Annotated in this window: 26 protein-coding genes and 2 pseudogenes; 7 read left to right on the top strand and 21 right to left on the bottom strand. The window is 54.1% G+C overall.

Annotation, left to right across the window (positions count from 1 at the left end; genetic code table 11):
* The first annotated feature begins 52 nt into the window (after positions 1-52).
* The 6 genes from PSSD_RS08965 to tatE all read left to right on the top strand — a co-directional run bounded on the left by PSSD_RS08965 (position 53) and on the right by tatE (position 4,756).
* Complete coding sequence (locus PSSD_RS08965) at positions 53-1,012, top strand: ABC transporter substrate-binding protein (RefSeq protein ID WP_058970746.1); 960 nt, start codon at positions 53-55, stop codon at positions 1,010-1,012.
* A 2-nt stretch (positions 1,013-1,014) separates the two neighbouring features.
* Positions 1,015-1,809, top strand: coding sequence for a deaminated glutathione amidase (locus tag PSSD_RS08960; RefSeq protein ID WP_039330534.1), 795 nt, complete (start codon positions 1,015-1,017; stop codon positions 1,807-1,809).
* 22 nt (positions 1,810-1,831) lie between these two features.
* The gene (locus tag PSSD_RS08955) at positions 1,832-2,719 is read left to right on the top strand and encodes an ABC transporter substrate-binding protein (protein WP_039330533.1); all 888 of its coding nucleotides are present in this window, start codon (positions 1,832-1,834) and stop codon (positions 2,717-2,719) included.
* Positions 2,716-3,678 carry an amino acid ABC transporter permease gene (locus PSSD_RS08950; RefSeq protein ID WP_058970743.1) on the top strand — a complete coding sequence of 321 codons (963 nt, stop codon included), beginning with the start codon at positions 2,716-2,718 and terminating at the stop codon, positions 3,676-3,678. Before PSSD_RS08955 ends, PSSD_RS08950 begins: the two co-directional genes overlap by 4 nt.
* A complete protein-coding gene (locus PSSD_RS08945) occupies positions 3,675-4,445 on the top strand; it encodes an amino acid ABC transporter ATP-binding protein (protein WP_039330531.1) in 771 nt (256 codons plus the stop codon). Before PSSD_RS08950 ends, PSSD_RS08945 begins: the two co-directional genes overlap by 4 nt.
* Positions 4,446-4,552: 107 nt before the next feature.
* Positions 4,553-4,756 carry a twin-arginine translocase subunit TatE gene (gene tatE / locus PSSD_RS08940; RefSeq protein ID WP_034829040.1) on the top strand — a complete coding sequence of 68 codons (204 nt, stop codon included), beginning with the start codon at positions 4,553-4,555 and terminating at the stop codon, positions 4,754-4,756.
* Positions 4,757-4,892: 136 nt separating this feature from the next.
* Here the strand turns inward: tatE and lipA are convergent, their stop codons facing one another.
* The 13 genes and pseudogenes from lipA to leuS form a co-directional block, all read right to left on the bottom strand.
* A complete protein-coding gene (gene lipA / locus PSSD_RS08935; protein WP_039330529.1) occupies positions 4,893-5,858 on the bottom strand; it encodes a lipoyl synthase in 966 nt (321 codons plus the stop codon).
* Between the two features lie 176 nt (positions 5,859-6,034).
* A complete protein-coding gene (gene lipB / locus PSSD_RS08930; RefSeq protein ID WP_058970739.1) occupies positions 6,035-6,685 on the bottom strand; it encodes a lipoyl(octanoyl) transferase LipB in 651 nt (216 codons plus the stop codon).
* A gap of 69 nt (positions 6,686-6,754) precedes the next feature.
* Positions 6,755-7,018, bottom strand: coding sequence for a DUF493 family protein YbeD (gene ybeD, locus PSSD_RS08925; protein WP_039330526.1), 264 nt, complete (start codon positions 7,016-7,018; stop codon positions 6,755-6,757).
* Positions 7,019-7,176: 158 nt separating this feature from the next.
* Positions 7,177-8,388: a D-alanyl-D-alanine carboxypeptidase DacA gene (gene dacA / locus PSSD_RS08920; RefSeq protein WP_039330524.1), complete on the bottom strand. Its 1,212-nt coding sequence runs from the start codon at positions 8,386-8,388 to the stop codon at positions 7,177-7,179.
* A gap of 117 nt (positions 8,389-8,505) precedes the next feature.
* On the bottom strand, positions 8,506-9,603 hold the full coding sequence (rlpA, locus tag PSSD_RS08915) for an endolytic peptidoglycan transglycosylase RlpA (RefSeq protein WP_058970736.1): 1,098 nt from the start codon (positions 9,601-9,603) through the stop codon (positions 8,506-8,508).
* A gap of 10 nt (positions 9,604-9,613) precedes the next feature.
* Positions 9,614-10,726 carry a peptidoglycan glycosyltransferase MrdB gene (mrdB, locus tag PSSD_RS08910; protein WP_039330589.1) on the bottom strand — a complete coding sequence of 371 codons (1,113 nt, stop codon included), beginning with the start codon at positions 10,724-10,726 and terminating at the stop codon, positions 9,614-9,616.
* Positions 10,727-10,734: 8 nt separating this feature from the next.
* Positions 10,735-12,639: a peptidoglycan DD-transpeptidase MrdA gene (gene mrdA, locus PSSD_RS08905; RefSeq protein ID WP_039330521.1), complete on the bottom strand. Its 1,905-nt coding sequence runs from the start codon at positions 12,637-12,639 to the stop codon at positions 10,735-10,737.
* Between the two features lie 34 nt (positions 12,640-12,673).
* Positions 12,674-13,144, bottom strand: a complete 471-nt coding sequence (gene rlmH / locus PSSD_RS08900) for a 23S rRNA (pseudouridine(1915)-N(3))-methyltransferase RlmH (protein ID WP_013357098.1) — start codon at positions 13,142-13,144, stop codon at positions 12,674-12,676.
* Between the two features lie 3 nt (positions 13,145-13,147).
* A complete protein-coding gene (gene rsfS / locus PSSD_RS08895) occupies positions 13,148-13,465 on the bottom strand; it encodes a ribosome silencing factor (protein ID WP_058970733.1) in 318 nt (105 codons plus the stop codon).
* A gap of 90 nt (positions 13,466-13,555) precedes the next feature.
* Positions 13,556-14,200 carry a nicotinate-nucleotide adenylyltransferase gene (gene nadD, locus PSSD_RS08890; RefSeq protein ID WP_039330514.1) on the bottom strand — a complete coding sequence of 215 codons (645 nt, stop codon included), beginning with the start codon at positions 14,198-14,200 and terminating at the stop codon, positions 13,556-13,558.
* Positions 14,193-15,224, bottom strand: coding sequence for a DNA polymerase III subunit delta (gene holA / locus PSSD_RS08885; RefSeq protein ID WP_058970730.1), 1,032 nt, complete (start codon positions 15,222-15,224; stop codon positions 14,193-14,195). Before holA ends, nadD begins: the two co-directional genes overlap by 8 nt.
* A complete protein-coding gene (lptE, locus tag PSSD_RS08880) occupies positions 15,221-15,820 on the bottom strand; it encodes an LPS assembly lipoprotein LptE (RefSeq protein ID WP_039330510.1) in 600 nt (199 codons plus the stop codon). The genes holA and lptE overlap by 4 nt, the downstream gene beginning before the upstream one ends.
* Before the next feature lie 14 nt (positions 15,821-15,834).
* Positions 15,835-18,416, bottom strand: a pseudogene (gene leuS, locus PSSD_RS08875) (leucine--tRNA ligase).
* 239 nt (positions 18,417-18,655) lie between these two features.
* On the opposite strand from leuS, the gene PSSD_RS08870 reads away from it, so the two are divergent.
* Positions 18,656-19,138, top strand: a complete 483-nt coding sequence (locus PSSD_RS08870; protein ID WP_039330507.1) for a zinc ribbon-containing protein — start codon at positions 18,656-18,658, stop codon at positions 19,136-19,138.
* A 187-nt stretch (positions 19,139-19,325) separates the two neighbouring features.
* Here the strand turns inward: PSSD_RS08870 and PSSD_RS08865 are convergent.
* From PSSD_RS08865 to PSSD_RS08830, 8 genes and pseudogenes are all read right to left on the bottom strand, one after another.
* Positions 19,326-20,050, bottom strand: a pseudogene (locus PSSD_RS08865) (amino acid ABC transporter ATP-binding protein).
* A complete protein-coding gene (gltK, locus tag PSSD_RS08860) occupies positions 20,051-20,728 on the bottom strand; it encodes a glutamate/aspartate ABC transporter permease GltK (RefSeq protein ID WP_039330502.1) in 678 nt (225 codons plus the stop codon).
* The gene (locus PSSD_RS08855) at positions 20,729-21,469 is read right to left on the bottom strand and encodes an amino acid ABC transporter permease (RefSeq protein WP_039330501.1); all 741 of its coding nucleotides are present in this window, start codon (positions 21,467-21,469) and stop codon (positions 20,729-20,731) included.
* A gap of 160 nt (positions 21,470-21,629) precedes the next feature.
* Positions 21,630-22,523 (bottom strand): glutamate/aspartate ABC transporter substrate-binding protein, encoded by an 894-nt coding sequence (locus tag PSSD_RS08850; RefSeq protein WP_039330499.1) that lies wholly within the window; start codon positions 22,521-22,523, stop codon positions 21,630-21,632.
* Between the two features lie 439 nt (positions 22,524-22,962).
* On the bottom strand, positions 22,963-24,489 hold the full coding sequence (gene lnt / locus PSSD_RS08845; RefSeq protein WP_058970724.1) for an apolipoprotein N-acyltransferase: 1,527 nt from the start codon (positions 24,487-24,489) through the stop codon (positions 22,963-22,965).
* A 4-nt stretch (positions 24,490-24,493) separates the two neighbouring features.
* Positions 24,494-25,375: a CNNM family magnesium/cobalt transport protein CorC gene (corC, locus tag PSSD_RS08840; RefSeq protein ID WP_039330496.1), complete on the bottom strand. Its 882-nt coding sequence runs from the start codon at positions 25,373-25,375 to the stop codon at positions 24,494-24,496.
* Positions 25,376-25,457: 82 nt separating this feature from the next.
* Positions 25,458-25,931, bottom strand: a complete 474-nt coding sequence (ybeY, locus tag PSSD_RS08835; RefSeq protein ID WP_039330494.1) for an rRNA maturation RNase YbeY — start codon at positions 25,929-25,931, stop codon at positions 25,458-25,460.
* Positions 25,928-26,691, bottom strand: a 764-nt coding sequence (locus tag PSSD_RS08830; RefSeq protein ID WP_058970721.1) for a PhoH family protein, incomplete at its 5' end; no start/stop codon positions are given. The genes ybeY and PSSD_RS08830, both read right to left, overlap by 4 nt.

Genomic DNA, 26,691 nt, shown 5'->3' with positions numbered 1-26,691 from the left:
TGATTAAAAAATAAACAATGCCTTGGCTGGCAGAAAACGGGGAAGTACAGATATGTTAACCATCAGACTGGCGGTGCGTGACTGGGATTATTTTACCCCGCTAGCACTCGGCGATATCAAACCAGAAGGCTTTACGCTGGAGATTGACCGCGTAGGTACGCTGGTCGATAACCTCGCAACCAGCGACAAATACGATGCGGGTGAAGTCTCCTTCAGCCGCTATGTTCAGGCATGTGCCAGAGGTGACTACGCGTTGCTGGGCCTGCCGCACTTCCTGATGCGGGGCTTTCGTCAGCGCTGCATTATCACCACCGCTGACAGCCCCATCACCACGCCTGCACAGCTGAAAGGCAAAAAGATTGGTGTCACGGGGTGGCAGGATTCCGGCAATACCTGGACGCGTACCGTACTGCGTGAAGCGGGTGTAGACATTGATGATGCCTACTGGTTTGCGGGCCGTCTGACCGAAGATCACCCGATTGTGGACCGTCTGGCGGGCTTTGGCCGTCCGGGCCGCATCGAGCCTGCTCCGGGTGAGCGACCGCTGATCGACCTGCTGAAAGCGGGCGAGTTGGATGCGGTATTCACGCCGTTTATGCCTGAGGGCTTCTTCCTGAAAGACTCCGGTTTACGTCAGCTGCAGGCCGACTTTGCCACTGCCGAGCGCGACTACTTTAACCGCGTTGGTTATGTGCCTGGCATTCACATTCTGGCGATGAAACCGGCGTTGGCAGAAGCGCATCCCTGGTTGCCACAGGCCTTAAGCGAAATTATCGATCGGTCGTACCAGATGTGGATGAAGAAACGTGAGAAGTATGCGGATACCACGCCGTGGTTGCTGGATGATTTGCGACGTACCGCGCAGGAATTACCGGCCGACTGGAATCAAAACGGATTCTCAACTAACAAAAAGATGATCGCCGATTTTGCCAACGAGCTGTTCCAACAAGGCTTAACCAAAACATTGCTGACGCCGGAAGCGATTTTCCCGGCCGTCGCGAAAGGGGAGTGATGATGAAAGTTGCAATGGGACAGTTTGCTGTCAGCCGTGAATGGCAGGAAAACACCGATATTTGCATCGGTCTGATGAACAATGCGCTGGCGGGTGGCGCAGATTTGCTGGTACTGCCTGAAGGTGTGCTGGCGCGTGATATTGCCGACCCAGACCTGGTACTGAAAGCGGCGCAACCCCTGGATGGCCCTTTTGTGACGCAGCTGCTGGCGGTGAGCAAAGGTAATGACTTAACCACCATGATGAGCGTGCACGTGCCAACTGAAGGCAACAAAGCGCTGAACGTGCTGATTGCCATCCGTAACGGCGAAATCATTGCCGCTTACGACAAATTACACCTCTACGATGCCTTTGCGATGCAGGAATCTCAGCGCGTCAATCCAGGGAATGTGATCCCTCCGCTGGTTGAAGTTGCAGGGATGAAAGTGGGCCTGATGACCTGCTACGACGTGCGTTTCCCGGAGCTGGCGCGTCGCCTGGTGCTGGATGGCGCAGACGTGCTGGTGCTGCCTGCCGCATGGGTGAAAGGTCCACTGAAAGAGATGCACTGGGAGTTGCTCTGCACCGCACGCGCCCTGGAAAACACCTGCTACATGGTGGCCGTGGGCGAATGTGGCCCGCGCAACATCGGTAACAGCCTGGTGGTCGATCCGCTCGGTGTGGCCATTGCTAAAGCGCCTGAGTCTGCCGCGCTGGTGTTTGCCGACCTCGATCCACAACGCATTGCTTACGCCCGCAGCGTATTACCGGTGCTGGAAAACCGCCGTTTTGCACGTCCTGAATTGAAACCACTTTGATAGACTTTGGGGAAACTGGCCAATGAAAACACTTGCAACCGCTATCGCGCTGGCTCTGGGCCTGACCGTAAGCGTCGTTCAGGCAGCGGATGCCATCCCAACGCAGAAAGTTGATCAGGCTTTACACGATCGTCTGCCTGCTGAAATTAAAAGCGCCGGAAAAATGATTTCGGTAAACAACGGATCATTCCCTCCCTATGAGATTGTGAATGGCCCTCACTCAATGGATGGCGCGTCTGCCGACCTGACCGAGGCGCTGGCACAGCTGCTCGGCGTGAAAATTGAACATGCTACCGTCAGCGGATTATCTGGCGTATTGGCTGGCATCAATTCAGGTCGTTACCAGATGGCGATTGGCCCGATTGGTGACTATCCGGACCGTCAGCAGAAGGTCGATTTTATCGACTTCGTGCAGGAGTTCGTGGTGTTCGGTGTGCAGAAGGGCAACCCAGCGAAGATCAATGGTCTTGAGGATACCTGCGGTAAACGCATCGCGGTGATGGCGGCGGGTTCGGCAGAGCAGGTGATCCGTAAGCAGTCTGATGCTTGTGTGGCTGCGGGCAAACCAGCGGTGCAGGTGCAATCCTTCACCGACCAGCCGTCATCGATTCTGGCGGTACGTTCAAAACGTTCCGATGCATTCTTCTCGTCACAGGCGCCGCTGACTTACTTCATCGAGCAGGCGAATGGCCAACTCGAGTTGTCGGGCAAAGGGCAGAAAAACGGTTTCGGCGATATCTTCCAGGGCACTGTGGTGCCGAAAGGCTCCGAGCTGGGCAATGTGGTGCTGGATGCCTATAAAGAGCTGTTTGCCAACGGCACTTATGCGGCGATCATGAAAAAATGGAAACTCGACGGCAATATTCTGCAGCAGCCGGGACGTAATCTGGCGCAGGGGACGGCAAAATGAGTCCGCTCAACCACAATACGCGAGCCAGGGATAAGGCCGACGTGCAGCAGCGCGATGTGGCTTTTGCCCGCAGTGCGCCCACCTATGGGCGCTGGATCTCCTGGATTGTGGTACTGGTGATTGCCGCTAACTTTCTCTGGTTAGTGGCGACCAATCCCAATTTTGAGTGGAAAGTGGTGCTGCAGTGGTTCACTGAAGGCTCGGTGATGAAAGGGCTTCAGGTGACGCTGGGCCTGACCGTGGTCTCAATGATCCTCGGGACGCTGTTAGGTTTGGTGTTAGGGGTGTGGCGACTGTCTGATAACAAGTTGTTGAGTGGTATCTCTTCCCTCTACATCTGGTTTTTCCGTGGAACGCCGCTGCTGGTGCAGCTGATTTTTTGGTACAACCTTTCAACGCTGTTTCCGTCCATTTCCATCACCGTGCCCTGGACGGACATCACCTTTGCTCACTGGAATACCAACGATCTGATCACGCCGTTAACGGCTGCGATCGCTGGTCTGGCACTGAATGAGGCGGCTTATATGGCCGAGATCATTCGCGCAGGGTTGCTGTCAGTGGACAATGGACAGGTGGAAACCACTCAGGCATTTGGTATGAGCCGCAGCCGTGCGCTGCGTCGCATCATCATCCCACAAGCGATGCGCTCGATCATTCCGCCAACAGGCAACCAGTTGATCAGCATGATCAAAGCCACCTCGCTGGTGAGTGTAATTGCGATGGGCGACCTGCTCTATTCTGTGCAGGCTGTGTATAACCGTACCTTTGAAATTATCCCGATGCTGATGGTGGCAGTGATTTGGTATCTGTTCATCACTTCGATTCTCAACGTGGGCCAGTCCGCCATTGAGCGTTACTACGCACGTGGTACTAAACGCACCGTGGTAGTGAATAAACGCCGTACTGCCAATACCGATAAAGCGGTCGCCGCCGCACACCGACTGAAGGAGGATGTATGAGTGACGTTCAGCCGCTGGTCCGTGCGCGCAATGTGCAGAAGAGTTATGGCGATAATGAAGTACTGAAGGGTATCGATCTGGATGTGTTTCCGGGCGAGGTAGTGGTGATCCTCGGGCCTTCGGGATCGGGTAAATCGACTTTCCTGCGCTGCATTAACCATCTGGAAGATATGAATGCGGGCTCGATTATGGTGGGTGACGAGCAGATCGGTTACGAGCTGAAGCGCGGTATTCTGCACCGCTTGTCGGCACGCAAGATTGCCCATCAACGCCAGAAAATCGGCATGGTGTTTCAGCAGTTTAATCTTTACCCGCACATGACGGTGATGCAGAACATTATCGAAGCACCGATTGGCGTGCATAAGTATCCGCGTCAGGAAGTGCTGCAGCACGCTCGGGAACTGCTTTCAACCGTGGGCTTGAGTGATAAAGCCGATGCCTGGCCACGTCACCTTTCAGGCGGCCAGCAACAGCGCGTGGCGATTGCGCGTGCACTGGCGATCAAACCGGCGCTGATGCTGTTTGATGAGCCTACATCGGCGCTGGACCCCGAGCTGGTGGGCGAAGTGCTGGCCACCATGCGAACGCTGGCAGACCAAGGCTTAACCATGATTGTGGTGACGCACGAAATTGGTTTTGCGCGCGAAGCCGCTGACAGGGTGGTGTTTATGGATGGGGGTGTGGTGGTGGAGCAGGGCAGCCCAGAGCAGGTGATTGGCAATCCTCAGCATCCACGTACCCAGGCATTTCTGAGCCGCTTCATTTAGTGCCACGCGTAGGTTAATCGTAATCTGTTACAGATTCCATTTGTGACAGGTGATAAACTGCGCGTTAATAGTCATGTATGTTTTTCGCTAAGGTTGAAAGGTAAAGTATGGAAGGTTTCAGCATTGCCAAACTGCTGATCATCGGTGCACTTATCGTACTGCTGTTTGGTACCAACAAGTTACGTTCACTGGGTGGCGATCTGGGTTCCGCAATCAAAGGCTTCAAGAAAGCCATGAAAGACGATGAATCCACCGCAACCAAAAGCACCGCTGAAGAAGCGCCGGCTGAACGCGTCAGTCACAAAGAGTAATTCCAACGTCGAACGTATATAAATGTAAATATTTATGACGTTAATAAAAAAACCAGACTGCTTCCAGTCTGGTTTTTGTTTTTCTGGCTGCCGAAAAAACGGCCACAGGTCATTAGCCTGCGGCCAAAATGGCGGATTATTTTACTTCCAGACCTTTCGCCTGCATGTCTGCATGGTAAGAAGAGCGAACGAACGGACCGCAGGCGGCATGGGTAAAGCCCATCGCCATGGCTTCTTCTTTCATCTCATCGAACTCGGCTGGGCTGACATAGCGCTGTACCGGCAGATGGTGGCGGCTTGGCTGCAGGTACTGGCCGAGTGTCAGCATGGTGACACCATGACGGCGCAAATCGCGCATCACTTCAACAATCTCTGCATTGGTTTCACCCAGACCTACCATCAAACCAGACTTGGTCGGCACATCCGGATGGGCTTCTTTAAAGCGTTCCAGCAGTTTCAGTGACCAGTCATAGTTGGCACCAGGACGCACCTGGCGATAGACGCGCGGCACGTTTTCCAGGTTGTGGTTGAACACATCCGGTGGGGTTGCGGTCAGAATTTCCAGTGCGCGGTCCATACGACCACGGAAATCAGGCACCAGCGTTTCAATCTTAATGCTTGGGCTTTTCTCGCGGATCGCGGTGATGCAATCGGCAAAGTGCTGAGCACCGCCGTCACGCAGATCGTCGCGGTCCACCGAGGTGATGACCACATAGCGCAGTGCCATATCGGCAATAGTTTGCGCCAGCTTCAGCGGTTCGTTGGCGTCAGGCGCATTGGGGCGGCCATGTGCTACGTCACAGAACGGGCAGCGACGGGTACAAATTGCGCCGAGGATCATAAAGGTGGCGGTGCCATGGTTGAAGCATTCGGCGAGGTTAGGGCAGGACGCCTCTTCACACACCGAGTGCAGACCATTTTTGCGCATGGCGGCTTTGATTCCCTGAATGCGGCTTGAGTCCGCAGGCAGTTTGATCTTCATCCATTCCGGCTTACGCAGAATTTCTTCACGCTCGACCATCACGGTTTTCACCGGAATCAGCGCCATTTTGTCGGCATCGCGATACTTGACGCCACGTTCCATCTGAATTGGTTTACTCATAAATCTGCAGGTTCCGGTCGGGATTGCGATTTGAAAGCTTCCTCACTCAAACTGAGAACCAGGCTTTCAACTTTATTTGAAAATATGGCAAAAATTATATCATCTCGTCTGCGTATAAGCAGCCGATAAGCCCGTGCAAAAGTTACAATTTTGTAAATCAGCACAGACAGTCAAGGTCAGACCGCTGATTCATTTTTCCACTCCAGCTGGCTAAAACCGGTTAATCGCGCGAAATGCTGCACCAGGCGCGGTTGCACATCGCCCGGAGTGACGCCGGGCTGGGTTGCACTGAGCTGGGTCATCTGCATGCCCGCATAGCCACACGGATTGATGCGTAAGAAGGGAGCGAGATCCATGGCCACGTTTAAGGCTAACCCGTGGAAGGAACACCCTTTGCGGATGCGCAATCCCAGCGAGCAAATCTTGTCATCACCCACATACACACCGGGCGCATCGGCGCGCGCCCGCGCGGAAATATCGTAGTCCGCCAGTGTACTGATTACCGTCTCTTCTAACGCCGTCACCAGTTCACGCACGCCCATTTTACGGCGTTTGACGTCAATCAGCACATACATGATTTGCTGACCAGGTCCGTGATAGGTCACCTGACCGCCGCGATCGCTTTGTACTACCGGAATGTCACCGGGCATCAACAGATGTTCTGCTTTACCGGCCTGGCCTTGGGTAAACACCGGGTGATGCTCCACCAGCCAGAGTTCATCGGCAGTGTGCGGGTCGCGTTGATCGGTAAACTGATGCATCGCATCGGAGACGGGCTGCCAGTCGCGCAGGCCCAGTTGACGAACAAGAAGCATGTTAGCTGACAAAGCGGAAATCCGGTAAAGAGTGAAGGGCTGAGTATAACGCTGGCAAAGCTGCCTTTGCCAGCGTGGGTATTACAGAACCATACGCACGATTTCGATATTGCCTAACTCTTCGTAAAGGGTTTCAACTTGTTCGATATGCGTGGCGGTAATGGTGATGGAGACGGAGTGATAGTTGCCTTTGCTGCTGGGCTTCACCGCCGGGGTATAGTCGCCTGGCGCGTGACGTTGCACCACTTCAACCACTTGATCAACCAGCTCCGGTTGCGCCAGTCCCATGACTTTATAAGTGAAGGGGGTAGGGAATTCGAGCAGTTCATTCAGTTTGGTTTTCATGTTGACTCCGGTGCTTAACAGATAATTCGGGAGGCAAAAATGCGTCCCTTACGGGTGGTGCAAAAAAGTTAAAAAGGGAGGCCAGAAGGCCTCCCCTACACGTTTGATACGGGGATTGTATTTATATTGTACCAGACGGGCGTTTTTTCAAGCTGATCTTAACCGAACCAGTGATGGAACATCAGTTTGATGTAATCAATGATACGACCGAAGAAGCCGCCTTCCTGCACTTCGTTCAGTACCACCAGCGGACGCTGTTCGATGGTTTTGCCATCTAACTGGAAGTTAATGCTGCCCACGACCTGATTTTTCTGCAGCGGTGCATGCAGTTCGGTGTTGTTCAGCACATAGCTGGCTTTCAGGTCTTTCATGCGGCCGCGAGGAATCGTCAGATAGGCATCTTTTTCCACGCCCAACTGCACACGATCGCTGTTACCGAACCACACTGGCTCAGAAGCAAACTCTTTACCCGCTTTCAGTGGTGCTACGGTTTCAAAGAAGCGGAAGCCCCAGGTCAGCAGTTTTTTGCTCTCGGTTTCACGGCCTTTATAAGTACGACCACCCATTACCGCAGAAATCAGACGCATCTGGCCTTCAGTAGCGGATGCCACCAGGTTGTAACCAGCGGCATCAGTATGACCGGTTTTGATACCGTCCACGTTCAGGCTGGTATCCCACAGCAAACCGTTACGGTTCATCTGTTTGATATTGTTAAAGGTGAAATCTTTTTCACGGTAAACCGCGTATTCGTCCGGTACGTCACGAATCAGTGCCTGACCAATCAGCGCCATATCACGTGGTGAGCTGTACTGACCTTCAGCGTCCAGGCCGTGTACGGTCTGGAAGTGGGTATTTTTCAGACCCAGCGCGTTAACGTAGTTGTTCATGAGGCTAACAAAGGCGTCCTGGCTACCGGCGACATAGTCCGCCATTGCCACACAAGCATCGTTACCCGATTGCAGCACGATGCCGCGCGTCAGCTGGGAAACCGGTACGCGATCGCCAGGTTTCAGGAACATCAGTGATGAACCCTTGAACACCGGGTTGCCGGTTGCCCAGGCATCTTTCCCCACGGTGACGATGTCATCGTTATGGATTTTACCGGCTTTGACCGCTTGACCAATCACGTAGCTGGTCATCATTTTGGTCAGGCTGGCGGGATCGCGGCGTGCATCCGCGTTCTTTTCCGCCAGCACTTTGCCGGAGTTGGCATCCATCAGCACATAAGCTTCAGCATCGATTTCCGGTACGCCCGGGATCATCGTCTTAAGATTAACATCATCCGCAAATGCGGCATGGCTGAGAGAGAGGGCGACCAGTGATCCCACTGTCAGGCGTTTCAGAAAACGAGAAGGTTTCAGCGTATTCATGTTAAGGACTACAACATCCGTGGGCTAAGAGTGAAAAAAGTGCCTTACTATAGCAAACGCCCGATCGGGCGACATCTTGCTTTGCAAATCAGTATCAGCGGTAAAATTGACTGCCCGTTACATTGACGGGCGGGCAGTGGTAATAAATGAGCTCATCTGTGCTTCAGTGGTCAGACGCTGCTGTAACGCTGCGGCTTCAGCTCGGCTTTTGTAACCCCCGAGCTGGATGCGATAGACATTACCGTTGGCCTCAACGCTGCCCGGCACACCAAAACGTTTGCCCAGGCTGGTGGCAAGTTGGCGGGCACGTGCCGCGTCATTGACGGCGCCGACCTGTACCACATAACCGCTGCCAGCGTGAGCATTCTGACTCACGGGGGCAGCACTGGCCGCCACCGGCGCCGCAACTGCCGCAGGGGCAGGCGTAGCCGCGGGTTCACTGCCTTCCAGTACACCATTGGCTAACGGCTGTGGTGCACCAAGGAAACCGCTGCTTTGTACTGGCGCACCCATGTTGCCGTTGCTTTGCAGCGTGCTGTTATCCACCGCGCGGACATCCTGCGGGGCAGGGGCTGGTGTGGTATTAGCGCTGCTGCCGCCCATCATCACCATGCCGCCGCCCAAGTCAGGGCGTGCGGGTAGGGCATAGCTCTGCTTAGCAACAGTCGTACCAATGGTGCCAGGACCGGAAACCGAGCCATCCGGCGCGACTTTGATGTAATCCACACGCACGCGCGTGTTATTCGAGATGTTAAGACGATCGCCTGCGGCACGGGATAAATCGATAATCCGACCCGGCGTATAAGGGCCGCGATCGTTCACGCGCACCACAATCTGACGACCGTTGGCGAGGTTAGTCACGCGCACATAGCTTGGCAGTGGCAACGTCGGGTGTGCAGCGGTCATGGCGTCTGGATCGTAGGACTCACCAATGGCAGTACGATTGCCTTTGGCTTCGTCACCGTACCAGGTCGCCAGACCGATTTCGCTGTAATTCGACGGATCCTGAATCACGCGGTAATTTTTACCGTTAACGCTGTAATCCTGGCTGGTGGACGGATTGATCGGTTCATAGCGTGGCTCCACGCCTGGGATCTCAACCACCGGGCCGTTATAGGCCGGTTGTGGCGGTGCCGTGTTAGTCTGCTGTTCCGGTGTGGAACAGGCAGCCAGTACCAGTGACGCGAGTACAACCCCAAGCCAATCCTTACGCATGTGCAGCCTCTTAAACGCTTTTAGATAACATTTTTCGATGAGTATGGATCGACATCACGATGCCAAATCCGGCCATTAACACAATCAATGCCGATCCGCCGTAGCTCACCAGCGGTAGCGGTACGCCGACCACGGGTAAGATACCACTTACCATGCCAATGTTAACGAAAACATAAACGAATAAAATCAGCATCAAACCGCCGGCCATTACACGACCAAAAGTGGTTTGTGCACGGGCTGCGACAATCAGCCCGCGTAGAATCAGCAACAGATACAGGACCAGCAACAGCAACACCCCGACCAGGCCAAGTTCTTCTGCTAACACGGCAAAAATAAAGTCGGTGTGGCGTTCAGGGAGAAACTCAAGTTGCGACTGCGTGCCGTGCAGCCAGCCTTTACCGCGCAGCCCACCGGAACCTATCGCAATTTTTGACTGGATGATGTGATAGCCCGCGCCGAGTGGATCACTTTCTGGATCCAGCAGCATCATGACGCGGTCACGCTGATAGTCGTGCATCAGGAAGAACCACAGAACGGGAATGAACGCGGCAACCAGCAGCACAGCCACCGCGATCAGCTTCCAGCTCATGCCTGACAGGAACAGCACAAACAGACCCGATGCGGCAATCAGAATAGATGTACCCAAGTCCGGCTGCGCTGCCACCAGCAGTGTCGGCATGAAAATCAGCACTAACGCGATGCCGGTATTCTTCAGGGTAGGGGGGCAGACGTCACGGTTGATAAAGCGCGCGACCATCAGCGGCACCGCAATTTTGGCAATCTCCGAGGGCTGAAAACGCACAAATCCCAGATCCAGCCAGCGCTGTGCGCCCTTACTGATATGTCCAAAGGCATCAACGGCCACCAGCAATATTACGCAGACAATATAGAGATACGGCGCCCAGCTCTCATAGACGCGCGGCGGCACCTGTGCCATCACCAGCATGATAATCACGCCCATCGCGATCTGGCCGAGCTTACGCTCCATCATACCTGGGTCCTGACCGCTGGCACTCCAGATCACGATGGCGCTGTAGGTCAGCAGCGCGAGGATGATCAGCATAAAAATCGGGTCGATGTGGATACGCGTCCAGATCGATCGTTTCTGCGGGCTATCGTTCATGGACATCTTTATTCACCTTCGTAGCCAGGCGGCGTCGGTGCGGCTTCAGGCAGCACGGTATTGTTGTCGCCTAACATTATGTGGTCGAGAATCTGGCGCATTACAGTACCTACCGCAGGGCCGGCACCGCCGTTCTCCAGAATCATGGTGACCGCCACGCGCGGTTTGTCATAGGGCGCGAAAGCCGTCATCAGTTTATGGTCGCGCAACCGCTCGGCAATCTTATGGGCGTTATAGGTTTCGTTCTCTTTCAAGCCGAAAACCTGCGCAGTACCTGATTTTGCGGCGATTTTATAAGGCGCGTCAGCAAAGCTTTTGTGTGCGGTTCCGTTGGGGCGGTTCGCCACGCCATACATACCGTCTTTGGCGATTTCCCAATAGCCGGAGTGAATATCACCAATCGGGGCATCGGGTGGCTGACGATAAGGCACCATGGTTTGCCCTTCACGGGTGGCGCGCAGCAAGTGGGGCACTTTGATTACGCCATCGTTAATCAAAATCATCATTGCTTTGTTCATCTGTACGGGCGTCGCCGTCCAGTAACCTTGCCCGATGCCCACTGGAATGGTGTCACCCTGATACCAGGGCTTTTTAAAGCGCTTCAGTTTCCATTCGCGGGTTGGCATGTTGCCTGGGCTTTCTTGCGGCAGATCGATACCGGTACGATGGCCATAACCGAATTTGGTCATCCACTCGGACAGGCGATCAATGCCCATATCATAGGCAACCTGATAGAAGAAGGTATCGGCGGATTCTTCCAGCGATTTGGTGACGTTAAGCCGGCCGTGTCCCCACTTTTTCCAGTCGCGGTAACGCTTTTCCGAACCTGGCAACTGCCACCAGCCGGGATCGAACAAACTGGTATTACGGTTAATCACGCCGGCACTGAGTGCGGACACGGCGACATAAGGTTTAACGGTGGATGCAGGCGGATAGGATGCCTGTAACGCACGGTTATAGAGTGGACGGTTCTCGTCACCCAGCAGTGCTTTGTAATCTTTGCTGGAGATACCATCGACAAACAGATTGGGGTCATAACTTGGCGTCGACACCAGCGCCAGAATTTCACCGGTGCGTGGATCGCTCACCACCACTGCTGCGCGGCTGCCGGTCAGCAGGGTTTCAATATACTGCTGCAGCTTCAAATCGACGGTGAGATAGATATCGCGTCCAGCCTGAGGGGACTGTTCATGCAACTGCCGGATCACGCGCCCTCGGTTGTTAACTTCAACCTCTTCATAGCCGGTTTTGCCGTGCAGCACATCTTCATAGTAGTTTTCGATGCCCAGCTTACCGATATCATGCGTTGCGGCATAGTTAGGCCATTTCCCTTCATCATCCAACCGTTTAACGTCACGATCGTTGATTTTTGATACGTAACCCACCACGTGAGTCAGGGTCTGGCCGTAAGGATAATAACGGCGCTGATAGCCTTTGACTTCCACACCGGGGAAGCGGTACTGGTTCACCGCAAAGCGCGCTACCTGGACTTCGTTCAGTGCGGTTTTCACCGGAATGGAGGTAAAGCGGCGCGAGCGCTTACGCTCTTTTTCAAAGGCGTCGATATCGTCGTCAGTCAGATCCAGCACCGGACGCAGGTCTTGCAAGGTCTGCTTAAGATCATCAACTTTTTCTGGCACCAGCTCCGCCTGATAGATCGTACGGTTCAGCGCCAGCGGCACGCCGTTACGGTCAAAGATGATGCCGCGGCTCGGTGCCACGGGCACCAGCTTGATGCGGTTTTCATTTGAACGGGTGCTGTAATCGTCGAAACGCAGGATTTGCAGGTGATAGAGGTTTACCACCAGCACGCTGGAGAGGAGAAAAATGCCAACAAAAGCCACCAGAGCCCGGCGGACAAAGAGTTTCTGTTCAGCAGTGTAGTCGCGAAAGGCGTTGCTCTGTAATTTCATCCGCTGCGTTTATTGTCTGGAGGTTGTCAGGCGTTTATTCACGGTGATAAGGGTGATTCGTCGTAATGCTCCAGGCACGATACAAACTTTCCGCCACCAACACGCGCACTAACGGGTGCGGTAGCGTTAACGCAGAAAGCGACCAGCTCTGTTCGGCGGCGGCTTTACACGCCGGCGCCAGTCCTTCCGGACCGCCGATCAGCAAGCTGACATCGCGGCCGTCCAGCTTCCAGCGCTCAAGCTGCTGCGCCAGTTGGGGCGTTTCCCACGGCTGACCTGGAATATCCAGCGTGACAATGCGATTGCCTTTACCCACGGCAGCCAGCATCGCTTCGCCCTCTTTTTCCAGAATGCGTTTGATGTCCGCGTTCTTGCCGCGTTTACCGGCAGTGACTTCGGTCAGTTCAAACGGCATATCCTTGGGGAAACGGCGTAGATATTCCATGAAACCGGTCTGAACCCAATCCGGCATTTTGGTGCCGACGGCGACAAGCTGAAGTTTCAACGCTTAGCTCCAGAGCTTTTCCAGCTCATACAGCTGGCGGCTCTCTTCCTGCATCACGTGAACGATCACTTCGCCGAGATCAACCACGACCCAGTCAGCGGCAGCTTTACCGTCTACGCCCAATGGCTTAAGGCCAGCTGCACGTGATTCCTGCATCACGTGATCGGCAATCGAAATAACGTGGCGCGTGGAGGTGCCGGTGCAGATAATCATGCAGTCGGTGATGCTGGATTTGCCCTGAACATCGACAGCAATGATGTCCTGACCTTTAAGATCATCAATCTTATCAATAACGAAATCTTGGAGTGTTTTACCTTGCAAAAGGTTCCCCTTAAAAACAGGTGATTGCGAGCAGGCTGAATGCCCGAAAACGTAGCCGAAAATGAAGCGGCGCAGTATAGCACGCAAAGATCAAGCGCGATATAAGCCAGCGCGATCGATATAGTCAATGACCGCATCGGGCAGCAGATCGGTACAGGATTGACCGCTATGGCGACGCTGGCGTATTTCTGTGGCGGAGATGTCGAACAGCGGGGTATCCGCCAACCAGATGTGGCCTGAAGGTGCCTGATGCAACTGCTGCGGGTTTTGCGCCAGATGGGCATCCAGCCACTGCTGCATGTCAACACTCTCCATCTGTGCCGCATAGCCGGGACGCTTGCAAACCAGCAAATGGCACAGCGACAGCAAATCCTGCCAGCGATGCCATTTGGATAACGTTAGCAGAGAATCCTGTCCGATGATAAACCCGAGGGGCTGTTCTGCACCGCGTTCCGCACGCAGTGCTTCAAGCGTAGCCACAGTCCAGGAGGGCGTGTCGCGCTCCAGTTCCCGTGTGTCGATATCAAATAATGGGCGGTCGGCAATGGCACAACGCAGCATCTCAACGCGCTGTTGCGCACTGGCTTCGGGCTGAGGGCGATGCGGCGGCACATTGTTGGGTAGCAACGTCACCTTCTTCAAACCCACCTGCTGCGCCAGGGCTTCCACTGGACGCAGATGGCCAAAATGGATCGGATCAAAGGTGCCGCCAAACAGCGCATAGAGTTTAGACATCGGTGAAACTCAAGGGAAAATCACGATGGCAGATCAACAGCGACAGCGTTTCTAGCTGAGGCCACAGGTTTTGACCGTAATCCTGCTTCATGGTCAGTTCCAGCTCAGCCAGCAGATGTACCGCGCGCTGTAAACGTCGCGCATCAAGGCGCTGCAGGGCTTCGGTAAACAGTGCACGACGATTTTGCCAGATGCGTTGCTGATCCATCAGCGTGCGTAAACCCTGTTTTGCCTGGTTACGCTGCAGATACAACAACGTGAGTAAATCGCGTTGCAGCGAGCGCAGCAGAATCACCACTTCGGCGTCCTCTTTCTCCAGCTGATGCAGGATGTGCAGGGCGCGTTTACTTTTCCCGGCCAGCAGTGCATCCACCCAGTGAAACGGCGTAAAGTGCGCGGCATCGTTGACCGCCTCTTCCACGCGTGGCAGCGTCAGTTTGCCATCCGGCCATAACAGCGAAAGACGTTCCAGTGCTTGCGCTAAGGCCAGCAGGTTACCCTCATAGCAGTAGCACAGCAGCTGAATGGCGGCATCATCGACACTTAATTTCATGGCTTTTGCACGGCTGGCAACCCAGCGCGGCAGCTGTGCCTGTTCCGGCGTCTGGCACGGCACTACCACGGCATGCCCGCTGAGCGCTTTAAACCAGGCGCTGTTTTCCTGCGCTTTGGTCAGCTTTGCCATACGTAAAATCAGCAGAATATCGCTGTGCAGCAAACCGGCCAGTTTGACCAGGTGCTCTGCCATGGCGGCATTCGGACCATTTTCTGGCAACTGTAAGGTTAAGGTTTGGCGCTGGGTAAACAGGCTGAGCGCCTGACAGCTGGCAAAGATCGCATCCCAATCGGTTTGCGCATCCAACGTGACGCTGAAGTGCTCTTCAAAACCCTGTGCGGTCGAGGCGGCGCGGATAGCGTCGGCACTCTCTTGAATCAGCAGGGGTTCATTGCCGGTGAGAAAATAACAGGCGCGCAGCCCCTCTCGAAGCTGCGCGCTCAGTTGTTCAGGATAAATCCTGATCATTGCAGACTGGTAGCTGACGAAGACGGCACTTCCGGTGAGTTCTGACCCGGTGCAATCGTCTCCGGCTGCGGCAGTGTGTCTTTGTTGCTTTCCTGCGCGGCATGAACGGTCAGCAGCTTACGCACCAACTGCTCGGCAGCGCGCTGACGCATCTCCTGTACGATCATGTCCTGCTCGGCATCCTTGGCCAGTGCGGCGTTCGGGTTGTCGAAGAAAGAACGATACACGGTGGTGCTGATCGGGTAGATACCTTTGCCCGGCAGCAGAACCTGTGCGGTGACCGTCATCACCAGGGAATATTCAGCGGTGGTGCCGCTGATAAACACCGATGCAGTATCACGCCCCTGCATTTCTGCGCCCAGGCGCAGAGTAGGGTACTTCGCACTCGCCTTTTTGCTGTCTTCAACGATGGTCACATCATTGATACGCAGCTGCTGGCGCACGGTACGTGCCAGCGGACCATAAGGGTCGCCGCTCTGGACGATCAGCGTTTTCATCTCAGTTGGCACCATGGTGGTGCCGCGCGGGTGAAAACCACATCCAGCGGTGATCATCACCGCCAGCAGGACAAACAGCCTGATAATCAGTTGTCGCACAGTTCCTCCTGAACTTAACCTACGACCAGGTTAAGCAGTTTGCCAGGGACATAAATCACTTTACGAAGGGTGACGCCATCCAGATATTTCGCCACCAGATGCTCCTGCGCAGCACGCGCCTGAACTTGCTCCTGCGTAGCATCGGGCGCAACGGTGATTTTGCCGCGCACTTTGCCATTCACCTGTACAACCACCAGCAGTGAATCTTCGACCATTGCGGCTTCATCCGCAACCGGCCAGCTGGCTTCATCAATGCTGCCTTCACCCCCCAGAGCCTGCCACAGAACATAGCTGGCGTGCGGGGTGAACGGATACAGCAGACGAACAACCGCCACCAGGGCTTCCTGCAGCAGGGCACGATCTTGCTCGCTCTCCTGTGGTGCACGAATCAGCTTGTTCATCAGCTCCATAATGGCTGCGATAGCGGTGTTGAAGGTCTGACGACGGCCAACATCATCCGCCACTTTCGCGATGGTTTTGTGCAGGTCGCGACGCAGTGCTTTCTGATCGTCGTTCAGCGTGTTCACGTCCAGCGCCACGGTGGCCCCTTTCGCAATGTGCTCGTAAGCCAGTTTCCAGACGCGCTTCAGGAAGCGGTTAGCCCCTTCCACACCGGACTCCTGCCATTCCAGCGTCATTTCTGCTGGCGAAGCAAACATCATGAACAGACGCACGGTATCCGCGCCGTAACGCTCAACCATCAGCTGTGGATCGATGCCGTTGTTTTTCGACTTCGACATTTTGCTCATGCCCGCATACACCACTTCGCGGCCTGCATTGTCGACAGCTTTAACGATACGACCTTTCTCGTCACGCTCTACCGTCACATCAACCGGAGACACCCAGTTACGTTCACCGTTAGCGCCGGTGTAGTAGAACGCATCGGCCAATACCATGCCCTGACACAGCAGGCGTTTAGCGGGCTCATCAGAATTGACCAGGCCGGCGTCACGCAGCAGCTTGTGATAAAAGCGGAAATACATCAGGTGCATGATGGCGTGTTCGATACCACCCACATACTGATCGACCGGCAGCCAGTAGTTGGCCGCAGCCGGGTCCAGCATGCCTTCGTTATAGTTGGCACAGGTGTAACGGGCGTAATACCAGGATGACTCCATGAAGGTGTCAAAGGTATCGGTCTCACGCAGCGCAGGCTGTCCGTTCACGGTGGTTTTCGCCCACTCAGGATCAGCTTTAATAGGACTGGTAATACCGTCCATCACCACGTCTTCTGGCAGAATAACCGGCAACTGGTCTTCTGGCGTCGGGATGACCGTGCCATCTTCCAGTGTCACCATTGGAATTGGCGCGCCCCAGTAACGCTGACGGGAAACACCCCAGTCGCGCAGGCGATAGTTAACTTTACGTACGCCCACACCTTTAGCGGCCAGCGCATCAGCGATGGCGTTGAAGCCCGCCTGATGGTCCAGACCGTTGTACTCGCCAGAGTTAAACAGCGTGCCTTTTTCAGTCATTGCGGCTTCGCTGATATCGGGCTCTGAACCGTCAAGGTTGAGGATAACCGGCTTGATGTTCAGGTTGTACTTGGTGGCAAACTCCCAGTCACGCTGGTCGTGGCCTGGCACGGCCATCACCGCACCGGTGCCGTATTCCATCAGCACAAAGTTAGCCACCCAAACAGGGATCTCTTCACCGGTCAGCGGATGGATAGCAAACAGGCCCGTGGCCATGCCTTTCTTCTCCATCGTCGCCATATCAGCTTCCGCGACTTTAGTGGTGCTGCATTCGGCGATAAAGTCACTCAGCGCAGGATTGCTGGCTGCTGCCTGACGCGCCAGTGGGTGACCCGCTGCGACGGCAACGTAAGTGGCACCCAGGAAGGTATCTGGACGGGTGGTGTAAACCGTCAGTTTCTCTTCGCTGTAAGCCACATCAAAGGTGATCTCAACGCCTTCAGAACGGCCAATCCAGTTACGCTGCATGGTTTTGACCTGTTCAGGCCAGTCTTCCAGCTTATCCAGATCGTTCAACAGTTCTTCAGCATAGGCGGTGATTTTCACGAACCATTGTGGGATCTCTTTGCGTTCCACTTTGGTATCACAGCGCCAGCAGCAGCCGTCGATAACCTGTTCGTTGGCCAGCACGGTTTGGTCGTTCGGGCACCAGTTCACCGCAGAGGTCTTCTTGTAGACCATGCCTTTTTCATACAGCTTGGTGAAGAACCACTGTTCCCAGCGATAGTACTCTGGCTGGCAGGTCGCTAATTCGCGGCTCCAGTCATAACCAAAGCCCAGCAGTTTCAGCTGGTTCTTCATGTATTCGATGTTGTCGTATGTCCAGGGGGCGGGGCGGTGTTATTTTTTACCGCGGCACCTTCTGCTGGCAAACCGAACGCATCCCAGCCAATCGGCTGCAGGACGTTTTTACCGAGCATACGCTGGTAACGTGCGATTACATCGCCAATGGTGTAGTTACGCACGTGGCCCATGTGTAGGCGGCCAGAAGGATAGGGCAGCATTGAAAGGCAGTAATACTTCTCTTTGCCTTCCTGCTCGGTCACTTTAAAGGTTTCGTTTTCATCCCAGTGCTGTTGTACGCGGGATTCTATCTCTTCCGGGCGGTATTGCTCTTGCATGGCTGCCTGTGGTCCTTTGTGAAAATCGTTAACCCTGTATGGTGGGTTCGCATACTTTTAGATCCGCATAGCATACCCATAAGGCTGGCCCTCAACAACATTTCACGCCCCTGCAGGCAGGATTTCTGCTTAATGCGCCGCCGCTTTCACCCTTTTATGATTTCCCTGGCGGATAGCACGGCAAATATGACAGAACAGCTAAACTTAAAGGCAGCGATTCCCGCGGAAAGGAGAACAAAATGAATAACGTGGCGCAGGAGTATCGAGCAACGATAGCGGCGTTAACCCAGCGGCTGGAGCGCGGCGAGCGTGATGTCGATGCGCTGGTAGCAGAAGCGCGGCAGGATTTGCTGGCGAAAAAAACGCTGACGACTTCAGAGGTGAATGAAGTGATGCGGGCCGTCAGACGCGATTTGCATGAGTTTGCTCTGAGCTATCAGGAGTCTTCTGATGTGTTGGGGGATTCCGTATTTATGCGCGTGATCCGTGAGAGCGTGTGGAAGGAGCTGGCGGATATCACAGACAAAAGCCAGCTGGAGTGGCGCGAGGTGTTTCAGGATCTGCGACATCACGGCGTCTATCAGAGCGGTGAAGTGGTGGGCTTAGGGAATCTGGTGTGTGAGAAGTGCGGTTTTACCCGAGCTATTTACACGCCTGAAAGCTTAACGCGCTGTCCGGAGTGTGGGCACGACCATTTCCAGCGTCAGCCGTTTGAGCCTTGATGGGATGTCAAAAGCGCGATGAATCGCGATGTGCTTGTCGATTTAGCGCCTGACGGTCGCCATAAATGGCGACCCTACAATGCATTGGCGCGTTTTACGTAGGGTGCGCATTCATACGCACCTGCATAAAGCCGCGCCGCTAGCGGTGTGCAGATCCCGTAGCGGCGCAATTTATTGCGCTAACAAATTAATGCAGAATCTTCGCGAGGAAGTCTTTTGCACGGTCAGATTGCGGATTGTTGAAGAAGTCATCTTTGTTAGTGTCTTCGACAATCTTCCCTTCATCCATAAAGATCACGCGATTTGCCACTTTACGTGCGAAGCCCATCTCATGCGTCACCACCATCATGGTCATGCCTTCGTTGGCCAACTCGACCATTACGTCCAGCACTTCGTTGATCATTTCGGGATCCAGCGCTGAAGTTGGTTCATCGAACAGCATCGCAATCGGGTCCATGCACAGCGCACGGGCAATCGCCACACGCTGTTGCTGTCCACCCGAAAGCTGTCCAGGGAATTTATCCGCATGTGCCGCCAGACCGACGCGCGTCAACAGCTTTAGACCCTTTTCACGGGCGGCAGCTTTATCACGCTTCAGGACTTTTACCTGCGCCAGCACCAGGTTGTCGACAATGCTGAGATGCGGGAACAGTTCGAAGTGCTGGAACACCATACCCACTTTGCTGCGCAGCTGTGCGAGGTTGGTCTTCTTGTTGTTCACTTCGGTACCGTTGACCTGAATGCTGCCTTGCTGAACCGGCTCCAGACCGTTAACGGTTTTAATCAGCGTTGATTTCCCCGAACCGGACGGTCCGCAGACCACCACCACTTCACCTTTTTTACTTCGGTGGAGCAGTCGGTCAGAACCTGAAAGTGACCATACCACTTAGAAACGTTTTTCAGGCTAATCATTTAAACCGTCCTTTTTCTTTTCAGATAGCTAACCAACAGCGAAGCGCTCAGGCTGATCACAAAGTAGACCAGACCGGCAAACAGAACCATTTCAACCTGGGTACCGTCACGCTCACCAATGGTGGAGGCGGTACGGAAGAAGTCAGCCAGGCTTAAGACATACACCAGCGAGGTATCCTGGAACAGCACAATGCCTTGCGTCAGTAGCAGCGGCACCATGGCACGGAAGGCTTGTGGCAGGATAATCAGCTGCATCGATTGCCAGTGCGTCATACCCAGTGCCAGCGCAGCATTTGACTGACCGCGTGAAATGCTCTGGATACCCGCACGAATAATTTCCGAATAATAGGCCGCTTCAAACAGCGCAAATGCCACCATGGCGGAAATCAGACGGATATCGGTTTTTGGTGATAGCCCCAGCACTTGTTGCAGCAAAGCCGGTACCACCAGATAGAACCACAGCAGCACCATCACCAACGGCACCGAGCGGAACAGGTTGACGTATAGCTTGGCAAACCAACGGATCGGGGCAAACGGTGACAAGCGCATCACCGCCAGAATGGTGCCCCAGATAATGCCGAATACCACCGCCACCGCGGTAATTTTGAAGGTAATGATCAAGCCATTCCATAAATAGGGCAGGCTTGGCGGAATGGAACTCCAGTCAAAATCGTACATTTATTTGCCTCCCAGATTGCCAGGCAGGCGAATTTTGCGTTCTACCAGACTCATGATCAGCATGATAATCAGGTTGATGCCGACGTAAGCCAGGGTGATAGCGGTGAAGGATTCGTAAGCATGGGCGGAGTAGTCGAGCAGTTTACCCGCTTGCGCTGCCATATCGACCAGACCAATGGTCGAAGCAATCGCCGAGTTCTTTACCAGGTTCAACATTTCAGACGTCATCGGCGGCACAATCACGCGATACGCATTGGGTAACAGCACGTAGCGATAGGTTTGTGGCAGCGTCAGGCCCATCGCCAGACCGGCGTTTTTCTGGCCACGCGGCAGTGACTGGATAGCGGCACGCACCTGTTCACATACGCGCGCGGCGGTGAACAAGCCCAGACAAATTGTCGATGAGACAAAGAACTGAACGTTCGGATCCAGCTCCGCTTTAAACCACATCCCCAGCTTCTCACCGACCAGTTCAGGCGCGACCAGATACCAGAAGAAGAACTGGACGATCAGCGGGATATTACGAAACAGTTCCACGTAGCAGGTACCGATCGTCGACAGTAGACGATTGGGCACGGTACGCAGAATGCCAAAGAAGGAACCTACCAGGAAGGCGATAATCCAGGCACAGCAGGAAACCGCAACGGTTACCTGAAATCCGGACCACAGCCAGCCGAGGTAAGTCGTATTGCCGAACGGGGCCTGTTGTAAAAATATGCCCCAGTTCCAATCGATACCCATAACGAGCTCCGGTAAAAAAAGGGTAGCCAGGCTACCCATAAGATTGTTGAGCGGTGTCTTACGTCCTGCTTCAGGGGAACGACCTGTTGCAGTCTGTCTGTCCGCACCGCGTGTTCAGCAATCGAGAGGGCAGCGGAACTGCCCTTGTTTTCATTGTTAATTAGAGTGCTTTGTCGTTTGGCGCTTTGAACAGTGCCTGCATATCAGATGACAGTTCAAAGTTCATGTTCAGGTTTTTCGGTGGAATTGGCTGTTTGAACCAGGTATCGAACCATTTCGCCGCTTCACCCGAGGTCTGCGCTTTTGCGATGGTGTCATCCATCAGCTGTTTGAACTGTGGATCTTCTTTACGCAGCATACAGCCGTAGGCTTCTTTCGACTGAGGTGTGCCGGTAATCTGCCAGTCATCAGGTTTTTTGGCTTTCGCACGTTCACCCGCCAGCAGTGCATCATCCATCATGAAGGCCACGGCACGACCGGTTTCCAGCGTACGGAAAGAATCGCCATGGTCCTTCGCGCTGATGATGCGCATGTCCATTTTCTTCTCATCGTTCAGCTTGTGCAGCAGAACTTCAGAGGTGGTACCTGAGGTCACCACAACGGTTTTCCCTTTCAGGTCAGCGAAATCTTTGATGTCGCCACCTTTTTTCACCAGCAGGCGTGTACCGATGATGAACACGGTGTCAGAGAATGCGGCTTGCTGCTGACGCTCAAGGTTGTTGGTGGTAGAACCACACTCAAAATCGTAAGTCCCGTTCTGCAACAGAGGGATACGGTTTTGTGAAGTGATCGGCAGCATTTTAACTTGCAGATCAGGTTTGTTCAGCTTGGCTTTGATCGCCGCTACGATAGCGTTTGAGTAATCTTGTGAATAACCAACCACTTTTTGCTGGTTGTCGTAGTAAGAAAAGGGAACTGATGACTCACGATGCCCAACGACGATCACGCCGCTATCATTAATTTTTTTCAGGGTGCCGGTGAGATCTTCCGCCTGGGCCGCTCCCGCTGCTGCTCCCAACAGCAGAAGAGATAATGCCACTTTGCGTGTCTGCATGTTCCTACTCCTTTGAATGGATGTTGCGCAGAACATAAACTGCGCAGATTGTGATGTTGTGTGTATTTCGTGCTGCTTTTTTAGTTATCCCTTAGCGCAACTGCACGCAGGATAGTGATTAACATAGCGAATTGTTAACGCAATGAAACAAAAAAGTTTGTTTTTTGCGAGCCGCTCCGCACCATTAAGAGGCAATAAAACACCTGTGCGCCCTTACGGTGCGTGTCAGTGCCAGATAGTAGTGCGAAAAGATGGCAATACGCTGACAAAACGCTGATGTCTGGAAAATCACTGAAATAAATAGCAATGATCGTGCCAGCACGATGAAAAAAGAAAAATGCCAGCAGAGAATCTGGTAAAGCGTAGCGGATGGGAGCGGAAAACAGCGCAAAAAAAAGGCGAAGTGATCACTTCGCCTGGAGATATTGTGAGCCAGGTATCAATGACGACGGCGTATAATCGCCAACACCATGCCGATTAGCGTCAGAATCCACACCGGCCAGATACCGGCTTTCGCATAAGGAGTTTCACCGGTGGTTGGTGTCACTTTGGCTTCCAGCACGTCACGGGTGAACTGCGGAATCTCTTTCTCGATTTCACCGTTGGCATTCACCACGGCGGTCACGCCATTGTTGGTGGAGCGCAGCAGCGGACGACCCAACTCCAGTGCACGCATGCGCGCCATCTGGAAGTGCTGCCACGGGCCGATAGAGTGACCAAACCAGGCATCATTGGACACCGTAAGCAGGAAGTTGGTGTCCGGGCGGAAGTTAGCGCGCACTTGCTCACCGAGCACAATCTCATAGCAGATGGCGCTGGTCAGGTTGTAACCCGACACTTTCAATTGCGGCTGGATATAAGCTCCACGACTGAATGATGACATGGGCAGATCAAAGAACGGCGCCAGCGGCCGCAGCAAGTCTTCCAGCGGAACAAACTCCCCGAACGGGACCAGATGGTTTTTCTGGTAGCGATTCTGGCTCTGATAGCTGTAAGGCTGTTCTCCCCCTAACACAATCACCGAGTTGTAATCGTGGTAGCGGTTATCGCCTTCAACGCGTGAATCAACAATGCCGGTAATCAGCGAACTTCCGCGCGCGCGCAGCTCAGCATCCAGCGCCTTCAGGAACGGCTGCTGATTGCTCTCCAGATCGGTTATCGCAGACTCTGGCCAGATAATGATCGGCGCTTTGCCCATGTAGGGCTGGCTGTAGGAGGTGTAAACGCGCAGCGTATTGAGCAGCTGTTGTGGGTCCCACTTCATGGACTGTGGAATGTTGCCTTGCACCATGGCGACATCCACGCTGCGTTCCGGCAGTGGCTGATACCATTGCAGCATCCGTAGCGGCCAGGGCAGCAGCAACAACACGGCTGCGGCGATCAGGCTTTTTACTGTGCGATGATGGAATGCATGCACCAACAGGCCGGCGATCACCATCAGCAGGAAAGTAATGGTTTCGACGCCTGCCAGCGGTGCAAGGCCTTTCAGCGGGCCATCAATCTGGCTGTAGCCGAATTGCAGCCACGGGAAACCGGTCAGGATCCAGCCGCGCAGGAATTCGCTGATCTGCCAGAGGGCCGGAGCCGCCAGTGCCAGACGCCACAATGTGGCGCGTGGCCACAAGCGATTGAGCACTGCAGCAAACAGCATCGGGTAGATCGCCAGGTAGGCGGCCAGCAGAATCACCAGGAAGACATTCACCGGACCGGGCATACCACCAAAGGTGGCGATGCTGACGTAAACCCAGTTAATGCCACTGCCAAACAGGCCAAAGCCCCAGACGAAACCTATCGCCGCGGCCTGCGGGCTGCGGCGCTCCAGCAACAGCAGTTGTAAACCTGCCAGGGAGATGAGCGCGGCGGGCCAGAAATCGTAGGGGGAAAAGGAAAGGGTGCCAACGGCACCCGTAATTAACGCCAGCAGCAGGCGTACCCGCTGCTGCGAGTATAAAGAGGCTAAAGCCATAAAATTATTCGTCTTCCAGTTGCGGTTGCGGAGAGTCTTCCGGAATTTTCACATGCACCTGGATGATACGGCGGCTGTCAGCCATCACGACTTTGAATTGGTAACCATCAATGTCGATGCTCTCACCACGCGCGGGAAGGTGGCCGAATCCCTGCATCACCAGACCGCCAATGGTATCCACTTCGTCATCGCTGAAGCTGGTACCAAAAATTTCATTGAATTCTTCAATCGGCGCAAGCGCACGCACCGTGTAGGTGTGGCGGTTAAGCTGACGGATATCACGATCTTCTTCATCGTCATATTCATCTTCGATCTCGCCAACGATCAGTTCGAGGATGTCTTCAATGGTGACTAGTCCAGAAACGCCGCCAAATTCATCAATGACAATCGCCATATGATAACGCTGGGAGCGGAACTCTTTGAGCATGCGGTCAACACGCTTGCTTTCAGGCACCACAACAGCAGGGCGCAGTACTTTTTCAATGCTGAAAGGTTCAGACGCGCTACTCATAAACGGCAGCAGGTCTTTGGCCATCAGAATGCCTTCGACGTGGTCTTTGTCTTCGCTGATCACCGGGAAGCGCGAGTGGGCAGAGTCAATAATGACCGCCAGGCACTCTTCCAGGCTTTGGTTGCGTTTGAGGGTAATCATCTGTGAGCGCGGGATCATGATGTCACGCACGCGCTGTTCAGCGATATCCAACACCCCTTCAAGCATGTCGCGGGTGTCCTGGTCAATCAGCTCTTTTTGCTCAGAATCGCGGATCAGCCCCAGCAGTTCATCACGGTTTTTAGGTTCACCGTGAAACAGTTGGTTGATTAGCAGGGAGAAAAATCCCTTTTTACTACTGGGTGCGTCGCTGTTTTGAGAATGGTCGTCGCTCATGGCGTTTTTATTTCGTTCTCTCTAATGAGGGAAAGGAACTGCCGGCGTCATCGCCAGCAGCGCAATAGCCTGAAACAGAGTTTCAGGCGTCTTCTTTCTCCGAAATGTACGGATCAGGATAACCAAGAGCAAGCATTATCTCGGTCTCCAGTGCCTCCATTTCTTCGGCTTCATCGTCTTCTATATGGTCGTACCCCAGCAAATGCAGCGTGCCGTGTACCACCATATGCGCCCAATGGGCTTCCAGGGTTTTGCCTTGTTCTTCCGCTTCTTGCTCAACCACCTGACGACAAATAATCAGATCGCCCAGCAGGGGTAACTCAATTCCCGGTGGGGCTTCAAAAGGAAATGAGAGCACGTTTGTCGGCTTATCTTTGCCACGATAAGTCAGATTAAGCTCATGGCTCTCTGCTTCGTCAACCAGGCGAATCGTCACTTCGCTTTCCGGCTGAAAAGGCGTGACCGCCGCTTCCAGCCAACGTTGAAAGGCGGCTTCGGCTGGCAGGCCGTTTTCATCGGCACAGGCCAACTGTAAATCTAAAATCACCGCGCTCATGAATTCTCCTGCGGGCTGGGGTGGGTCGCTAGCTGAGCCGCCAGCGCTTCACGCTTGCGCTCTTCAGCCAGTTTATCTCGACGTTTCTGATCGGCTTCTTCCCACGCTTCATAAGCATTAACGATACGTGCGACAACCGGATGACGAACCACGTCTTCACTGTGGAAAAAGTTAAAGCTGATCTCTTCGACTTCCGCCAACACTTCAATAGCGTGGCGCAGACCCGATTTGGTGCTGCGCGGTAAGTCAATCTGCGTCACGTCACCAGTAATCACCGCTTTAGAGTTAAAGCCGATACGCGTCAGGAACATCTTCATCTGTTCGATAGTAGTGTTCTGGCTTTCATCCAGAATCACAAACGCATCATTGAGCGTACGACCGCGCATGTAGGCCAGCGGTGCCACTTCAATCACGTTGCGCTCCATCAATTTTTCAACGCGCTCAAAGCCGAGCATTTCGAACAGGGCATCGTACAGCGGACGTAAGTAGGGATCGACCTTCTGGCTGAGATCGCCCGGCAGGAAGCCAAGCTTCTCACCTGCTTCAACGGCAGGGCGCGTCAGCAAAATGCGACGAATTTCCTGGCGCTCCAGCGCATCGACGGCCGCCGCAACGGCGAGATAAGTTTTACCGGTACCCGCTGGGCCGACACCAAAAGTAATGTCATGGTCGAGGATATTCGCCACATACTGCGCCTGGTTCGGCGTACGCGGTTTTATCACGCCGCGTTTGGTTTTGATGTGGATGGCTTTACCAAACT

The sequence above is a fragment of the Type-D symbiont of Plautia stali genome (assembly GCF_001485335.1).
GTDB classification, from domain to species: domain Bacteria; phylum Pseudomonadota; class Gammaproteobacteria; order Enterobacterales; family Enterobacteriaceae; genus Pantoea; species Pantoea vagans_C.
This window is presented reverse-complemented; position numbering and strand designations above follow the sequence as displayed.

Coding starts and splice junctions, on each gene's coding strand:
- PSSD_RS08965 (WP_058970746.1), top strand. CDS start 53: ATGTTAACCATCAGACTGGCGGTGCGTGACTGGGATTATTTTACCCCG.
- PSSD_RS08960 (WP_039330534.1), top strand. CDS start 1,015: ATGAAAGTTGCAATGGGACAGTTTGCTGTCAGCCGTGAATGGCAGGAA.
- PSSD_RS08955 (WP_039330533.1), top strand. CDS start 1,832: ATGAAAACACTTGCAACCGCTATCGCGCTGGCTCTGGGCCTGACCGTA.
- PSSD_RS08950 (WP_058970743.1), top strand. CDS start 2,716: ATGAGTCCGCTCAACCACAATACGCGAGCCAGGGATAAGGCCGACGTG.
- PSSD_RS08945 (WP_039330531.1), top strand. CDS start 3,675: ATGAGTGACGTTCAGCCGCTGGTCCGTGCGCGCAATGTGCAGAAGAGT.
- tatE (WP_034829040.1), top strand. CDS start 4,553: ATGGAAGGTTTCAGCATTGCCAAACTGCTGATCATCGGTGCACTTATC.
- lipA (WP_039330529.1), bottom strand. CDS start 5,858: ATGAGTAAACCAATTCAGATGGAACGTGGCGTCAAGTATCGCGATGCC.
- ybeD (WP_039330526.1), bottom strand. CDS start 7,018: ATGAAAACCAAACTGAATGAACTGCTCGAATTCCCTACCCCCTTCACT.
- dacA (WP_039330524.1), bottom strand. CDS start 8,388: ATGAATACGCTGAAACCTTCTCGTTTTCTGAAACGCCTGACAGTGGGA.
- rlpA (WP_058970736.1), bottom strand. CDS start 9,603: ATGCGTAAGGATTGGCTTGGGGTTGTACTCGCGTCACTGGTACTGGCT.
- mrdB (WP_039330589.1), bottom strand. CDS start 10,726: ATGAACGATAGCCCGCAGAAACGATCGATCTGGACGCGTATCCACATC.
- mrdA (WP_039330521.1), bottom strand. CDS start 12,639: ATGAAATTACAGAGCAACGCCTTTCGCGACTACACTGCTGAACAGAAA.
- nadD (WP_039330514.1), bottom strand. CDS start 14,200: ATGTCTAAACTCTATGCGCTGTTTGGCGGCACCTTTGATCCGATCCAT.
- holA (WP_058970730.1), bottom strand. CDS start 15,224: ATGATCAGGATTTATCCTGAACAACTGAGCGCGCAGCTTCGAGAGGGG.
- PSSD_RS08870 (WP_039330507.1), top strand. CDS start 18,656: ATGAATAACGTGGCGCAGGAGTATCGAGCAACGATAGCGGCGTTAACC.
- gltK (WP_039330502.1), bottom strand. CDS start 20,728: ATGTACGATTTTGACTGGAGTTCCATTCCGCCAAGCCTGCCCTATTTA.
- PSSD_RS08855 (WP_039330501.1), bottom strand. CDS start 21,469: ATGGGTATCGATTGGAACTGGGGCATATTTTTACAACAGGCCCCGTTC.
- PSSD_RS08850 (WP_039330499.1), bottom strand. CDS start 22,523: ATGCAGACACGCAAAGTGGCATTATCTCTTCTGCTGTTGGGAGCAGCA.
- lnt (WP_058970724.1), bottom strand. CDS start 24,489: ATGGCTTTAGCCTCTTTATACTCGCAGCAGCGGGTACGCCTGCTGCTG.
- corC (WP_039330496.1), bottom strand. CDS start 25,375: ATGAGCGACGACCATTCTCAAAACAGCGACGCACCCAGTAGTAAAAAG.
- ybeY (WP_039330494.1), bottom strand. CDS start 25,931: ATGAGCGCGGTGATTTTAGATTTACAGTTGGCCTGTGCCGATGAAAAC.